Raw genomic sequence first — 15471 nt, 5'->3', positions numbered from 1 at the left:
CCTTAGTTCACCCAGACGCGCGCGTTACGGAACATACGCATCAGCGCGGCGTCTTCCTGCCACTCATCAGGGCGCCAGGAGTTCTGCACGGCGCGGAACACGCGCTCCGGGTGCGGCATCATGATGGTCACGCGGCCGTCGCGGCTGGTCAGGCCGGTGATACCACGCGGCGAGCCGTTCGGGTTGGCCGGGTAGGCTTCGGTGACCTTGCCGTGGTTGTCGACGTAGCGCAGGGCCACGCAACCGGACAGGTCGGCTTCCAGCAGTGCCTCTTCGCTGGCGAATTCGGCATGGCCTTCGCCGTGGGCGATGGCGATCGGCATGCGCGAACCGGCCATGCCCTGCAGGAAGATCGAGTTGGACTTCTGCACCTCGACCATGGCCACACGGGCTTCGAACTGCTCCGAGCGGTTGCGCACGAAGTGCGGCCAGTACTCGGTGCCCGGGATCAGCTCGTGAAGGTTGGACATCATCTGGCAACCGTTGCACACGCCCAGGGCGAAGCTGTCGGTACGCTCGAAGAAGGCCTGGAAGGCATCACGGGCACGGGCGTTGAACAAGGCCGACTTGGCCCAGCCTTCACCGGCACCGAGCACGTCACCGTAAGAGAAACCACCGCAGGCCACCAGGCCCTTGAAGGCTTCGAAGTCGACGCGGCCAGCGAGGATGTCGCTCATGTGCACGTCGATGGCGGCGAAGCCGGCGCGGTCGAAGGCGGCAGCCATCTCGACCTGGCCGTTGACGCCCTGCTCACGCAGGATCGCCACTTGCGGGCGCACGCCCTTCTTGATGTACGGCGCAGCGATGTCCTCGTTGACGTCGTAACCAACCTTGACCGACAGGCCCGGGTTGTCTTCTTCGAGCAGCGCGTCGAACTCCTGGTCGGCGCAGTCGGCGTTGTCACGCAGGCGCTGAACCTGGTAGCTGGTCTCGGCCCACTGGCGCTGCAGCATGCGACGGTCGTCGTCGAACAGCACCTGGCCGTTCAGGCTGATGGACACCTCGGCGTTGTTGACCGGTTTGCCGATCACCGCCACGCAACCTTCACCCAGGCCTGCGGCGCTGAACTGCGCCAGCACGTCCGGGGTAGCATCCTGGCGAACCTGGATGACTGCGCCCAGCTCTTCGTTGAAGAGGATGGCCGGCACGTCATTGCTGTTGTCGGTCAGCGGGTCCAGTTGCAGGTCGAGGCCGCAGTGGCCGGCGAAGGCCATTTCCAGCACGGTAGTCAGCAGGCCGCCGTCGGAACGGTCGTGGTAGGCCAGCAGGTGGCCGTCGGCGTTCAGGCCCTGGATCACGGCGAAGAATGCCTTGAGGTCTTCGGCGTCGTCGACGTCCGGAGCCTGGGCTGCGATCTTGCCGTAGGTCTGCGCCAGGATCGAAGCGCCCATGCGGTTCTTGCCGCGGCCCAGGTCGATCAGGATCAGGTCCGTCTCACCCTTGTCCATGCGCAGTTGCGGGGTCAGGGTCTTGCGGATGTCGGTGACCGGGGCGAAGCCGGTGATGATCAGCGACATTGGCGAAGTGACGCTCTTCTCGACGCCCTCTTCACTCCACTTGGTCTTCATCGACATGGAGTCCTTGCCGACCGGAATGGTCAGGCCCAGCTCCGGGCACAACTCCATACCGACAGCCTTGACGGTGTCGTACAGACGGGCGTCTTCGCCTGGGTGGCCGGCAGCGGACATCCAGTTGGCCGACAGTTTGATGTCGGACAGCTTTTCAATCTGCGCGGCAGCCAGGTTGGTCAGGGTTTCACCGATCGCCATGCGGCCGGACGCTGGCGCGTCGAGCACTGCCAGCGGCGTGCGCTCACCCATGGCCATGGCTTCACCGGTGTACACGTCGAAGCTGGTGGCCGTGACGGCGCAGTCGGCTACCGGTACCTGCCACGGGCCGACCATCTGGTCGCGGGCCACCAGGCCGGTGATGGTGCGGTCGCCGATGGTGATCAGGAAGCTCTTGCTGGCAACCGCCGGGTGGTTCAGGACACGCTGCACGGCGCTGTCCAGGTCTACCTTGCTCGGGTCGAAATCATCGCCCAGTTCGGCTTCGCGGGTTACCGAACGGTGCATGCGCGGCGGCTTGCCCAGCAGCACGTCAAGCGGCATGTCCACCGGCGTATTGCCGAAGTGGCTGTCGGTCACGGTCAGGTGCGGCTCTTCGGTCGCCTCGCCAACGACGGCGAACGGGCAGCGCTCGCGCTCACAGATGGCCTGGAAGCGTTCGAAGTCGACAGCGCTGACGGCCAGCACATAACGCTCCTGCGATTCGTTGCTCCAGATTTCGTGCGGGGCCATGCCCGGCTCGTCGTTGGGCACATTGCGCAGTTCGAAGCGGCCACCGCGGCCACCGTCGTTCACCAGTTCAGGGAAGGCGTTGGAAATGCCGCCGGCGCCAACGTCATGGATGAAGGCGATCGGGTTCTTGTCGCCCAGCTGCCAGCAACGGTCGATGACCTCCTGGCAACGGCGCTCCATTTCCGGGTTTTCGCGCTGCACCGAGGCGAAGTCCAGGTCCGCCGAGCTGGCACCGGTGGCGACCGACGAAGCGGCGCCGCCGCCCAGGCCGATCAGCATGGCCGGGCCACCGAGCACGATCAGCTTGGCGCCGACGGTGATTTCGGCCTTCTGTACGTGGTCTTCACGGATGTTGCCCATGCCGCCGGCCAGCATGATCGGCTTGTGGTAGCCGCGCACTTCTTCACCGTGCGGGGTGTTGATGGCCTGCTCGAAGGTACGGAAGTAGCCGGTCAGAGCCGGGCGACCGAATTCGTTGTTGAACGCTGCGCCACCCAGCGGGCCTTCGATCATGATGTCGAGGGCGTCAACGATACGCTCAGGTTTACCGTAGGCCTGCTCCCATGGCTGTTCGAAGCCCGGGATGCGCAGGTTGGACACGGTGAAGCCGGTCAGGCCGGCTTTTGGCTTGGCGCCACGGCCGGTAGCACCTTCGTCACGGATTTCGCCGCCCGAGCCGGTGGAGGCACCGGAGAACGGAGCGATGGCGGTCGGGTGGTTGTGCGTCTCGACCTTCATCAGGATGTGCACCGGCTCCTGCACCGCGCCGTACTGGCGGGTCTCAGGGTTCGGGAAGAAACGCCCGGCAACGTTGCCGACGATCACCGAGGCGTTGTCCTTGTACGCAGACAGCACGCCTTCGCTGTGCATCTGGTAGGTGTTCTTGATCATGCCGAACAGGCTCTTTTCCTGAGCCTGGCCGTCGATGTCCCAACTGGCGTTGAAGATCTTGTGGCGGCAGTGTTCGGAGTTGGCCTGGGCGAACATCATCAGCTCGATGTCGTTCGGGTTGCGTTTGAGCCCCTGGAAGGCGTTGACCAGGTAGTCGATCTCGTCTTCGGCCAGGGCCAGGCCCAGCTCGATGTTGGCCTTGGCCAGCGCGTCGCGGCCACCGGCCAGGATATCGACCGACGTCATCGGCTTGGGCTGGGCATGGCTGAACAGGTCGCTCGCCTGCTCCAGCTGGGCCAGCACGCGCTGGGTCATGCGGTCGTGCAGTTCAGCGGCGACAACGGCGGCGTCGGCGTCGCTCAGGTCACCGGCAACGTAGTAGGCGATGCCGCGCTCCAGGCGCTGGATCGACTGCAGGCCGCAGTTGTGGGCGATGTCGCTGGCCTTGCTGGCCCAGGGCGAGATGGTGCCCAGGCGCGGCACGACCAGGAACAGGCGGCCAGTCGGCTCCTGCACCGGCACGCTCGGGCCGTACTTGAGCAGACGGCCCAGCACCTGCTGCTGGTCGGCGGTCAGCTCGCCGTCGACATCGGCGAAGTGGGCAAATTCGGCATACAAACCAGTAACAGCGGGGACTTTCTGGCTCAGTTGCTCGAGTAATTTACCGTGGCGAAAGGCAGAAAGGGCAGGAGCGCCGCGCAGGATCAACATCGTCGGGACAGCCTCAGGAAGGGGTGTGCTTAGAGGCCGTGCATTCTAGCCTAATTCCGCGGCTTGCGGCACCCGCCAGAGGGCAATGCTGCCGGGCGGCGGAACCGGACTTCGGGGTCAAAAAAAGCGACAAGCCGCAAGCTGCATCACAGAACGCGCTACCAGACAACCTGGCAGTTGTCGAGATATGGCGCCCCCCGTCCTTTGCGTATACTGCAAGCTATGTTCGCCCATACTGCTTTGCGCCAGCGTTGCGCCAAATGGCTTTTCGCAACCGGTCTCTTTCTGTTGCTCGGTGCCTGCGTTGAAAAACCCAGCACCCTCGAGCGCGTGAAGGAGGACGGCGTGCTGCGCGTGATCACCCGCAACAGCCCGGCCACTTATTTCCAGGACCGCAACGGCGAAACCGGCTTCGAGTACGAGCTGGTCAAGCGTTTCGCCGACGATCTTGGCGTCAAGCTGGAGATCGAGACCGCCGACAACCTCGACGAACTGTTCGACGACCTGGGTAAACCGTCCGGTCCGGTGCTGGCAGCGGCCGGCCTGGTCAGCAGCGAGCGGCGCAAGACCCAGGCCAGGTTCTCCCATCCATACCTGGAAGTGACCCCTCAGGTCATCTATCGCAACGGCCGCTCGCGCCCAACAAACCCCAAGGGCCTGGTCGGCAAGAAGATCATGGTGCTAAAAGGCAGCAGCCACGCCGACCAGCTGGCCGAACTGAAAAGGCGCTACCCGGGCCTGGAATACGAAGAGTCCGACGCGGTGGAGGTGGTCGACCTGTTGCGCATGGTCGATGAAGGGCAGGTCGACCTGACGCTGGTCGACTCCAACGAACTGGCGATGAACCAGGTGTACTTCCCCAACGTGCGGGTGGCCTTCGACCTTGGCGAAACCCGCAACCAACGCTGGGCGGTCGCCCCGGGCGAAGACAACAGCCTGCTGAACGAAGTCAACGAATTCCTCGACAAATCGCAGAAAAACGGCACCCTGCAGCGTTTGAAAGACCGCTATTACGGCCACGTCGACGTGCTCGGTTACGTGGGCGCCTACACATTTGCGCAGCATTTGCAGCAGCGCCTGCCCAAATACGAAAAATACTTCAAGAGCTACGCCAAGGTCGAACAGGTGGACTGGCGCCTGCTGGCCGCGATCGGTTATCAGGAATCCTTGTGGCAACCGGAAGTCACCTCCAAGACCGGCGTACGCGGCTTGATGATGCTGACCCAGCGTACCGCCCAGGCAATGGGCGTGTCCAACCGCCTGGACCCGAGGCAGAGCATCAAAGGTGGTGCCAAATACTTCATGCTGGTCAAGCAGCAGCTCGACGACAGCATCAAGGAGCCAGACCGTACCTGGTTCGCCCTGGCGGCCTACAACGTCGGCAGCGGCCACCTTGAAGACGCGCGCACGCTGGCCAAACGAGAAAAGCTCAACCCGAACAAGTGGCTGGACGTGAAGAAGATGTTGCCGCGCCTGTCGCAGAAACAGTGGTACCGCCAGACCAAGTACGGTTACGCCCGTGGTGGCGAGCCGGTGCATTTCGTGGCCAACATCCGCCGCTACTACGACATCCTCACCTGGGTGACCCAGCCGCAGCTCGAGGGCCAGGTGGCCGAGGGCAACCTGCACGTGCCGGGGGTCAACAAGGACAAACCGGCGGAACAGTCGCCGCCGATGTAGGCGCTGCCTTGTGTTGCGAAAGGCCCGCACAGCTGTCCAGGGTTCAGTATTGAGGCATTAAAGGCGGGGCTGCCTTGCAGCCCTTTCGCGACACGAGGCCGCTCCTACACCTTGGCGCGCCGCGCCTTGAAGAATTCGCTCAAGATTGCGCCACATTCCTCGGCCAGCACCCCACCTTCGTACATTACCCGATGGTTCAAGAAGCCCTGGCTGAAAAATTGCCCCTGGCTCTGCACGATGCCGGCCTTGGGCTCCAGCGCGCCATACACCACCCGGGCCACCCGCGAATGCACGATCAGCCCCGCGCACATGCTGCAAGGCTCCAGGGTCACATAAAGGGTGCTGCCCGGTAGACGGTAATTGCTCGCAGACTTTGCCGCCGCGCGGATGGCGACCATCTCGGCATGGGCACTGGGGTCGCTGTCGATGATCGGCCGGTTGAAGCCCTGCCCGATCACCTGGCCGTGCTGCACCAGCACCGCGCCCACCGGCACCTCGCCCAGCGCGGCACCTTGTGCCGCCAGGTCCAGGGCCATGCGCATGAATTCCTGATCACGGCTGCGATCGATGATCTGTGGGCGCATCAGACCACCGCAATCGCGGCCATCAGGCCGGTTTCCATGTGGTCGATTACATGGCAGTGGAACATCCAGGTGCCTGGATTATCAGCCACCAGCGCCACCTGGGCCCGCTCGTTCTTGCCCAGCAGGTAGGTATCGGTGAACCACGGTTCGACGATCTTGTGCCTGTTGGAGGCAATGACCTTGAAGCTCATGCCATGCAGGTGGATCGGGTGCTGGTACTGGGTCATGTTCTTCAACTCGAAGATGTAGCTCTTGCCTTTTTGCAGCGTGGCGATCGGCCGGTCGGCGCAGGTCTTGTCGGTGATGTCCCAGGCTTGACCATTGATCTGCCAAAGGCTCGGCGGCCTGCCATTTTCGGTGTTGACCGAAACCTTGCCCACCCATTCGAAATTGAAGTTCAGCTTCTCGGCATTCTCCAGGTCCGGCTCGGCCACAGGGTTCGGCGGCAAGGCAGGCGGCCAGTCGCTGGGCGCATCGTTGCTGGCTACCGAGCGCAAGGTGCCCAAGCGCACGAAGCCGTCGCGCAGGGAAATCTCTTCACCTGCCTCGGGGATGCGGATCGCCAGGCAGATACGCATGCCTGGCCCCAGCCAGTACTCGTCATCGAGCACACGCGGGGTGACCGGGTTGCCATCGAGGGCGTAGATTCTGGCCTCGTGATTGCCACCTTTGAGGTTCAGGCGATAGGTCCAGGTGTTGTCCAGGTTGAGCAGACGCAGGCGCACCACCTGCCCGGCCGGTAATTCGGTGACCGAGTCAGCCTGGCCATTGATGGTGATCAGCCGACCGGCGGTACCATTGCGCGCCGCTTCGCGGGGGATACTGAATGGCAGCCAGGCACCCTGCTCGTCCACGTGCCAGTTCTTCAGGCTCAGCGTGCGCTCATGCAAAAACCCGGTTGGCTCACGCTCCTCGACGATCAGCGGGCCTACCAGGCCGCGGCCGAGTTCTTCAGAGCTGCTGACGTGCGGGTGGTACCAGTAGCTGCCGGCGTCAGGCACACGGAACTTGTAGTCGAAATACTCGCCCGGCTTGACCGGCAACTGCGACACATACGGCACACCGTCCATTTCCAGCGGCAGGCGGATGCCATGCCAGTGAATGGTGGTTTCCACCGGCAGATGGTTGATGAACCGTACCCGCAGCCAGGTGCCCTGGCGAACCCGCAACTCGGTACCTGGCGCCGACGGGCCGAACGCCCAGGCCTCGGTCTTGAAGCCGGGCACAAGCTCGACCTCCAGGGGCGCCGCGATCAGCTCGTAGTCGTGCCCGGCATTCTCGTCCTCGACCTTGCCCAGCCAGTACCGCGCTGCGCCTCCGGCGCCCAGGCCTACTACAACCAGGCCGGTCAGGCCCTTGAGCATTTGTCGACGGGTGAAGGACATCGGTGCGGGTACCTCGTTTAAGCACAATCAAGCTGCCAGCACGGCTGGCGATGAAGGGCGAATACGATACACCTGCAAATGGGAAAGATTAAGTGAAGTGTTGCATAGCGCTGCCCTGAGCACACCTGGCAGGCACTATATACCGCCACCACGGCACCGTTTCTGCCACTTTCCGGCCCTCACCCTCGACCCTTGAGAGCCCTTATGTTACTTGGCAAAACGCAACCAGATACCCTTGATTCGCTGACCAAGCTGGCCAGGCAAGTGAGTGAAACGTGCCCGGACATGCGCCAGATGGCGCGAGAGGTCGCGCAGCAGATCCTTGACCGGCATGGCTTGCAGGCACATGACCCCGACAGCGTCTATCTGCACCGGTTTCACACCGCCGTCAGCAGCCCCAGAACCTTCAACGGATGGCAACATCTGGACCCACCGTACGAGTCCCTGACATTGCCCCAGCTGGTCATGCACCGCTTCGATGCCAATGATCAGGACAATGCCGACTTGCTCGGCTACCTCGTCGGTTTCTACAGCGATGGCCCTGGCAAAGATGCCTACGACGAGCTCAACGAAGTGCGACTCGACGCGAGGAATGTCCTGGAGTACTTCTGGAGCATCGATTTCGCCAGTCACTTCAAAAGCCGGTTGAAGTCATTCTGGTCAACGCATTCCGAGAACTTTCGTACATTGGCCAAGGCCAACTTCCTGAGCAAAGTGCTAGAAGCCTGTGCACAGGACCCCACGTCAGGGCTTGCAAAGTGTTGCCGGGAAGTCACCCAAGCCTTGGTGGGAGACATCTCCTGGCCGCCTTCGATAGAAGCACTGCAACATCAGTCTGCAACGGGCAAGGGTATTCGTGCATGCACATTCGATATCGGCGGACATGTGGCTACGGATATCCTGCGCGTACAAATGCAAGATGGCAGGCAACTTGTCTACTTGCCCGGCGATGTCGATGCATTGCAGGTGTTCGACAATGATCAGGCGCTGTTCTGGTGGGTGCTCAACCACTGCAATCAGGCCGAAAACCGGGCCCGCTTCATGGCGCACTTCTCCCTCCAAGATCGTGACGAGGGCAATACCAGCATCGGGCTCAACCACCTTGTCGACCTGCTGTATCAAGGCTGGGGAAAAGATGATTACTCCGGCCTTAACACGCTCGATCAGCGAATCGATGGCGATGTTTTTAGCTGGCTGCGCGACAAAGCCCATCAGCGAATGCTCGATGATGCGCACGTTTCCCTGCGCTCGAATGACGATTTGCGCAAACAACTGTGGATCGGCTACCTGAGGGCGTCGCTGAGAGTCTTCGGCCCCATGGCTGCGGTGGACTGGCCCGTTGCGTTGGCCCTGGTGGGTGCCGGCATGGCAGAAACTGGCCTCAATATCGATCAAGCGATCAGTGGCCATACAACCTGCGAACGCAAGGCAGGCGTAACAGGCGCAATTCTTTCGGCCATCGAAACCCTGTTCAACGCCACGTTTCTCCTGAGTGCGCCGGGGCAACCCATTGCAGAACTGGCCGAGGTCACTGAAGCAGGCACAGGGAAAAACCTAGGTTCGGCAGAAGATCCAGCCACGGCCGGCGAAGTGGTCCAGGGCGAGGAGGAGGATGCCAGCGTGACGGATGCGGTGAAAGCCTGGGTCCCTGCGCCGTTCCAGCCCGCAGAAGGCTGGCCGTTGCTTAGCCCATTCGAAACCAACGTTCTACTGAGCGGCGAGCCCGGCACAGGAGCACTCCAAGGTATCTATACGCAGGATGGGCAGTTCTATGTACTGATCGACGAGCTACCCTATCAGGTGCGCTTTGCGCCCGAGCTGAAAACCTGGGCCATTGTGCCTCCCGAGACCCCCTTCTCTTTCTACAAAAGCCAGCCCATCCGGCTGGATGACGAGGGCCATTGGTATCCCGTCGACCGGGGCGGGCTCAAGGGTGGCATGCTCCCGAGGCTTAAAATCTGGGGGCGCCGCGCCACCGGGACAAGCCAGCCTGCGCTAGCCGCCACACCTTACGAAGTGCCTGCCGACTTGCGCGCCTCACTCAAAGACGTGGCAGACGAAGAGCTAACAGGGGTGCGAATCAATATTCATGACCCTGACAGGCTAGCGGCCGTCGCTCGCTTTCTCACGCTTCGCGAGCAACTGGCTACGGATGCCCGCGACTTCATGGCTACTGTGCAAGCGCCTGCGCGCCCTCGATTACCAGACATAATCCCCGGAACAACGCCAAAAAAGATCCTGCAAAACATCTATGAGAACAGCCAGGGCCTGGTGGTAGGCGAGGCGCATAGCAGCCTGGGTAGCAAGCGCTTCTTGATCGACAACATGGCTGTGCTACGCAAGCTGAAGGTCAAGACGTTGTACATGGAACATTTCACGACCGACTTCCAGCAGGCCGACCTGGACGCCTTCAACCGCAGCGGCCAACTGCCCACAGCGCTGGACCGCTATATCACCGCACAGGACTTTGGACACCAGACCGACCTGGCAGGCCGATACACCTTCCGCCGGGTATTGCTGGAGGCGCAGAAAAACGGCTTGCGTATCCAGTCCATCGACTGCATGGCAAGCTACCGCCAGGCGTGGGCAACGCCACCATCCCCCGTGGCACGCCAGGAGATGATGAATTTCTATGCTCACCTGATCATCGAAGCTGACCAGGCTGCCCGCGGGCCAGGCAAATGGGTCGCATTGGTCGGTAACACCCATGCCAATAACTTCCATGGCGTTACAGGCCTGGCAGAAACCGAAGGCGTGGTAGGGTTGCGCGTCGAGGATACTCCGGTCGGAGGCGTCGACAGCTATGCGGTCGACCCTGGTGTAGACGCGCCAGAAAAGGGGGGCAAAGTCTGGCACCTGAAAAGCGACATACGGCTGCGCGCCTCGATTGAGCCATTCACCACAGCGGCGACCGATTTTGAAACATTGCTGATCAGGCCGGGTGACTACACCTTTGAACATATCGACAGCGACACGTACCTGATCAATCGCAGCCGCGACCTTAGCCTGCGCCGTACCCCCGTCAAACGCGATGGACGCTTCTATTACATCGAGCGACCAGACTGGCCGACCATTCATGAGCGACGACTAGAGCATCTTTCCGATCTGGACATCTTCCTCAGGATGCGGGGCATGCGTCATGTAGCCCATTGAAGACCATCAACCACTTTGCGAACCGCAAACAACAAGGGCGCCTTGCGGCGCCCTCGTGGCTCAACTCATTCCCACTCTATTATCAACTGCCAATTTAAACCCTGTTAAATAGGATCTTTAATTCATACAGACTAACCAATACCATGATTAGTGCCATGCCAAAAAATCCGTCGGGGCGGTCAATGGATCGTCACTTCAACCTTCATAGCGCTTCACGCCTATGCTGCAGATAAGGCTCACCGGTTACTTGACGCAGGTCTACAGACAGCTCGAAGCGGTAGCGCGAGTATTTATCATTCCAATCAGGCGGAAGGTCGCAGTATGCGACGGCATAGCCAGCGGGATCGATCCAACTGAGTTGATTCGCTGTTGCCAGCGGCAGGACACTCAACTGCCGCCCAAGATAATCACCTGCCGGCCGCTCCAGCAGCACGTCAAGCACGATCTTATGCGTTGCCATTTGCGTCGCAACAGGCGGCTGGCGTGTCTCGACCCAATCCCTGATACGACGAGGATCGAGCTTCTCATTTGGCGCGGTGTCCGAAGCGAGCTGCGCGTAGTAAAATTGGGCCTCTGCCTCCGCCTGAGTACGGTCGCGGGCATTGCCGCGAGCCAGAAGAAAAGCGGCAACTGGGTCGAGCGTGCCCCAATTCACCAGTTCCTTGAGCCAAAAACCGATCCACGGCAGACCGCTGCGGGGCCAGTCATCCATTGAGAGCGCATCGACCGGGCCAGCGGCGTCGCCCTGATCCATTAGCACACCAATTAGGCTGCCCAACCCCCAATTGCCGCGATAGATAAAATTGTCGGAGACGAAGGCGAACCAAGGCCCGAGCTCTTTCGGCTTGGGCTGTTTTTTGAGAGTAGGTTTGAACAGCCACCAGCGGAGCAATTTTTCCCAATCTTCGAAGGGCTTGCGCATCCGTCCAAGTTTGGTCGAGATGCGGAACGCAGGCACTTCACTCAGCAGGGCAATGACCCCGCAAATGAACTGGAACTGTTGCTCTCCTGACCGATCGGCATAATCAATGCCGTCCAACAAAATTGTACGGATCTCGTCCATGCGGTCGAGGAGGATCGAGCCCGAGCGTGGCGGCAGGCTAGTCTTATAGAGCTGGCGACGCCGATTGGGGTCGGGATAGAGGCTGGTGATCGCCCGCCCTCGCTGGAGCCAAGTCTTCGCCAGGCGATCTTCCTCGTGCGCGGCGACATAAGCGTAGGTCCGCCGCCATAGTGCCGACAATTCGGTTTCGAGCTCGACTGCACTCATATCCGCGTCGCACGCCTGTTCGATCTCCTGCACCGCTGTTATTAGCAACCCATCGAGCGTATCTAGCAGTTTCTCACTGTCATCTTCATCACCGTCCCTCTCGACAACCGCGGTTTGCTCAAGCCATTTGGCAAATTCATTTTCATCGTCGCTGCCACACAAACTTCCCCACGCATCGCGGAGCCGCTCCAACAGCATGGCGAGCGCGCTATTTGCGGTGCTTTCGTCGACGGACAGTCCACCCGCGGCAGCTAGTTCGGTCGCTTCCTTCAACTCACCGACGAGTTTTTCATAACCCTCCCAAGTGCGGTTCCAGACATATCCGCGGTCGCGGCCGCGATGTACACGCTCAGGCAGCACGACGAGCGCATTGCCTTCGGTCGCGACGCCCGGCCGTCCAGCACGGCCGATGAGGTTCGAGAATTCATTAGCCGTGAACACCGCTTGAGATCGATGTACACCTGGGATCAGCAGCGTATTTATCGGGATATTTACCCCTTCAGAAAGGGTGGATGTTGCGATCACCACGCGGACATTTCCGCGATCGATCGCCACCTTTAGTCGCCGTGCTAATAGACTTGGCATCTGGCCGTGATGAACCGCGACTCCGTGGACCAGCAGGCGATACTCGAACGATGCTGTCGTAAAATAATCCTCGGCTGCGGCTAAGCAGTGATGCCAGTGCGGGTCTTCCTCGGCGACAGTCCAGTAATTGGGAAGTGCGACTCCGGCCGCGATCCAGCCTTCGAGCAAATCGGCGCAACTCTCAGCAAAAGAACTCACGTTCTGCGCTAGCGATATCATCACAGTCGGCCGAGTGCCGTCTGATCGCTCGGCAGCAAGGTGGAGCGCAGCCCAGAGCGTAGGCCCCCGCAAAGATTTCTCGACGCCTAGCGCGCTGTCAACACCGCCAGGGACCGATGGAAAGGGGTTAGGGATATAGGGGCGATCATCGGTACGCTCATCATCGAACTCGAGAGTGCGTCCGTCCATCAAGTCGTAGCGAATGTCGAACCGTCCGCTCCGCGTAACCTCAAGTCGACCGAGCATCTGCCTGGTGCTGCGATAGGACGAGCTAATTGGCCCGTCATCTTCGTCGCTCGACAGCCAGGATGCAATTGCCGGTGCGGCCTTGGCGGCGACTGCCGAGAGCGCGATGATCCGAAAGCCCTTATTCTCCTGGGCGCGCAACAAACGAGCGCTGAGCTGCTCAAGTCTGAGAGCGCGAGACGTGCCATCGGTGACCGCGTCCGACCGATTCGGGTCCTGCTCGACCATATGCGCTTCATCAATGACAACGAGGCGAACGCGATCAAGAAACAACGTTCCAAGATAGCGCAACAGAGCATCAGCTTTTTCGAAGGTACAGATGACGACGGTCGGTTGATTGACCTGGACCCAGGCGTCTGTGGGTCCCCAATCAGCGCCCCCATAAAGCCCGGTGACAACTACGGGCTCCGCCGCGATATCGCGCAGGTCTTCGGTGAATCGAGTTTCGACCTCAGCAGCTAGTGCCCGCGAGGGCACGAGATAAAGCACCAGATTTTCTGGCAGAAGCGGGTCTGGACGCGTTACGAACAAGCCTTGAACGGCGCCAAGTGTGGCGATTGTTGTCTTGCCGGATCCAGTTGGCGTGCAGAGAACGAAGCTATTGTTGTCCGCTAGCCGTTCAATTCCAGCCCGTTGCGCAGGCCATACCAAGGCGCGGCGGTTGACGAAGGCCGCGCGAGCAAATTGTATCAGCGCGACTCGGGTACGCAGATTTACCTCGTCAGCGAGCCGTTCAACATGCGGCCAGAGGCTTGAATCTATAAAGCGGTGAGCTGCACCCGCGCAGAGCCGCGCCAGCAGATAGGAATAGGGATCGCGGCTGTGCAGATAGCTTTGCGCCAATGCATCAAGCTTAGCCAAAGCACGGTCGACCAATGCGGCCTCGCCGGTGCGGAGATAGGAGCAGATGGTACCAATGCACATGATGACGTGGCGGACGGTCGAGACCTCGAGATCGACAAGTTGGACGTCATCGTCCTCTTCACCCTTATCGATAGCTTTGGCTTGCTGAGGACGGCTTTTGCCAAGTTCATGCTGCTCCCTCCAGAACCTCTGCACGGCAGTCAATGCGGCATCAAAATCCCCGCGTAAGAACTCGCGCAGAATGGTGGAAAAAGTCTCACCCGCAGGCATAACACGCAGATGGCCGAGCGCCATAGCGGGATAGCCGGCCACCTGATACGCAGCCGCCGACAGCAGGTGGATCGGAGCGTTTTCAGGCTTCAAGGCCGCGTGCGAAACCCATTCGAGAACTTCGGCAGCGCGCTTCACAGCAGCCGTCCAGGGACGGTCATCATCGGCTGATCGCTCAAGCCAGGCTGTATCCAGCAACAAGCAGGCTTCATCAATCCGTGAGGCTAGTTCTGCTGATGTGAACGATTGCAGGCCACCTGCACCCATGTCTCGACGGACACGCTGGCTGTAGAGTTTCGCTTGCAGCGGCGATAGTGCTAAGCCGGCCAGATCCGCCCTGACCCGTCCTGCAATATTGAGTACGGCGTCGCTTGGCATTAAGCCCCCCGATAAAGTTTGTCGACTAGAGTCCTGAGTTCCGAGATCTGGAACTCCATGGCATCGAGCGGGCGGTCGGCAGTATAGGACGCGTGTGGTGCATCAGCCTGCAGCCAGCTCAACCGTGTCTTTGGTTTTACCGGGGAGTTTCCAACAGTATAGGCAAGTCCGTCGCTCCGTTTAGCAGTTCTGAAGCCATCCCGATAAAGGTCGATTAACCTCGCGACCCAGGCCTGAGCTTCGGTGGTCTCATAGTCCGAGAGTAAAGTGATTAATTCGCGAATGCCGCTGGGGCGACGCGGTCCAGCGGACAGCTTGCCGTGGGCATCGGCAATGATCGCAGTATTACTGGCAACCAAGCACTTCGCCTCCAGCGCGAGAATGTGCGTGATCTTGCCCTCGCCGTCGAGCCGGAAGGCCAAAGCGTCATCACCAGTCCGACCCGGCCGCTTTTCGGACTCGGCATCGGGATCGTGCGGCTCGCCCATAAGAATGCGTTCGTTAATAAGATCGAGATGCTGGAACTCTTGGTCGTGGAAGCGGAACAGAAAGGCTGGTACCTGCCAGTCTGTCTCTCCGAAGGCTCCAAAATGTTCGACCGCGAGTCCAGCGAGCGTTTCGCCGAGATAGCCCTGCAACGTGATGCGATTGAGCATGGCCGGATAGTGTGCAGCAGGGTCGTCGACCGGATCTGAAAAAGGGGAGAGGTTGTCCTCAAACCCCTTGCGTATGCGAGTCCGAGCATCGTCGAGGGCTTCTTGAGCATAAGCGATCAATTCATCGCGCAGCCCCCCGAAGTTGGCATGGACCTCTCGCCACACACGCAATTGATAATTGCCATGTGCGCAGGTAGAAGGCTGGGCAACAAGCCAGGCATTAAGTGGCTGCAGTGTTACGCGACGGAAGCGAATCATTTTGCGAGCACTTTATCGCGA

Annotated in this window: 7 protein-coding genes; 2 read left to right on the top strand and 5 right to left on the bottom strand. The window is 60.6% G+C overall.

The genetic code is table 11. From position 1 onward, the window contains the following. Positions 1-2: 2 nt before the first annotated feature. Positions 3-3902 carry a phosphoribosylformylglycinamidine synthase gene (purL, locus tag ACMGGN_RS02065; RefSeq protein ID WP_115273983.1) on the bottom strand — a complete coding sequence of 1300 codons (3900 nt, stop codon included), beginning with the start codon at positions 3900-3902 and terminating at the stop codon, positions 3-5. Between the two features lie 222 nt (positions 3903-4124). On the opposite strand from purL, the gene mltF reads away from it, so the two are divergent. Next, positions 4125-5582: a membrane-bound lytic murein transglycosylase MltF gene (mltF, locus tag ACMGGN_RS02060; RefSeq protein ID WP_115273982.1), complete on the top strand. Its 1458-nt coding sequence runs from the start codon at positions 4125-4127 to the stop codon at positions 5580-5582. A gap of 104 nt (positions 5583-5686) precedes the next feature. On the opposite strand, the gene tadA is transcribed toward mltF, so the two are convergent. Further along, positions 5687-6166, bottom strand: coding sequence for a tRNA adenosine(34) deaminase TadA (tadA, locus tag ACMGGN_RS02055; RefSeq protein ID WP_046784397.1), 480 nt, complete (start codon positions 6164-6166; stop codon positions 5687-5689). Then, entirely contained in the window at positions 6166-7551 is a 1386-nt protein-coding gene (locus tag ACMGGN_RS02050; protein WP_115273980.1) for a multicopper oxidase family protein, read from the bottom strand. The genes tadA and ACMGGN_RS02050 overlap by 1 nt, the downstream gene beginning before the upstream one ends. Before the next feature lie 204 nt (positions 7552-7755). Here ACMGGN_RS02050 and ACMGGN_RS02045 point away from each other — a divergent pair, with 204 nt between their 5' ends. After that, positions 7756-10704: a dermonecrotic toxin domain-containing protein gene (locus tag ACMGGN_RS02045; protein ID WP_414156428.1), complete on the top strand. Its 2949-nt coding sequence runs from the start codon at positions 7756-7758 to the stop codon at positions 10702-10704. Positions 10705-10906: 202 nt separating this feature from the next. Here the strand turns inward: ACMGGN_RS02045 and ACMGGN_RS02040 are convergent, their stop codons facing one another. Together ACMGGN_RS02040 and ACMGGN_RS02035 are read right to left on the bottom strand one after the other, a co-directional pair. Further along, entirely contained in the window at positions 10907-14536 is a 3630-nt protein-coding gene (locus ACMGGN_RS02040) for a DEAD/DEAH box helicase (protein WP_414156427.1), read from the bottom strand. Next, complete coding sequence (locus ACMGGN_RS02035) at positions 14536-15450, bottom strand: hypothetical protein (RefSeq protein ID WP_414156426.1); 915 nt, start codon at positions 15448-15450, stop codon at positions 14536-14538. Before ACMGGN_RS02035 ends, ACMGGN_RS02040 begins: the two co-directional genes overlap by 1 nt. Positions 15451-15471: the final 21 nt, after the last annotated feature.

The sequence above is a fragment of the Pseudomonas sp. BNK-30 genome, from assembly GCF_047456185.1.
GTDB lineage: Bacteria > Pseudomonadota > Gammaproteobacteria > Pseudomonadales > Pseudomonadaceae > Aquipseudomonas > Aquipseudomonas putida_E.
The sequence above is the reverse complement of the archived record's forward strand: the minus strand, read 5'-3'. Positions and strand labels throughout refer to the sequence as shown.

What these genes read in the sequence shown, in the direction of transcription:
- purL (WP_115273983.1), bottom strand. Translation starts at nt 3,902, where the DNA reads ATGTTGATCCTGCGCGGCGCTCCTGCCCTTTCTGCCTTTCGCCACGGT.
- mltF (WP_115273982.1), top strand. Translation starts at nt 4,125, where the DNA reads ATGTTCGCCCATACTGCTTTGCGCCAGCGTTGCGCCAAATGGCTTTTC.
- tadA (WP_046784397.1), bottom strand. Translation starts at nt 6,166, where the DNA reads ATGCGCCCACAGATCATCGATCGCAGCCGTGATCAGGAATTCATGCGC.
- ACMGGN_RS02050 (WP_115273980.1), bottom strand. Translation starts at nt 7,551, where the DNA reads ATGTCCTTCACCCGTCGACAAATGCTCAAGGGCCTGACCGGCCTGGTT.
- ACMGGN_RS02045 (WP_414156428.1), top strand. Translation starts at nt 7,756, where the DNA reads ATGTTACTTGGCAAAACGCAACCAGATACCCTTGATTCGCTGACCAAG.
- ACMGGN_RS02040 (WP_414156427.1), bottom strand. Translation starts at nt 14,536, where the DNA reads ATGCCAAGCGACGCCGTACTCAATATTGCAGGACGGGTCAGGGCGGAT.
- ACMGGN_RS02035 (WP_414156426.1), bottom strand. Translation starts at nt 15,450, where the DNA reads ATGATTCGCTTCCGTCGCGTAACACTGCAGCCACTTAATGCCTGGCTT.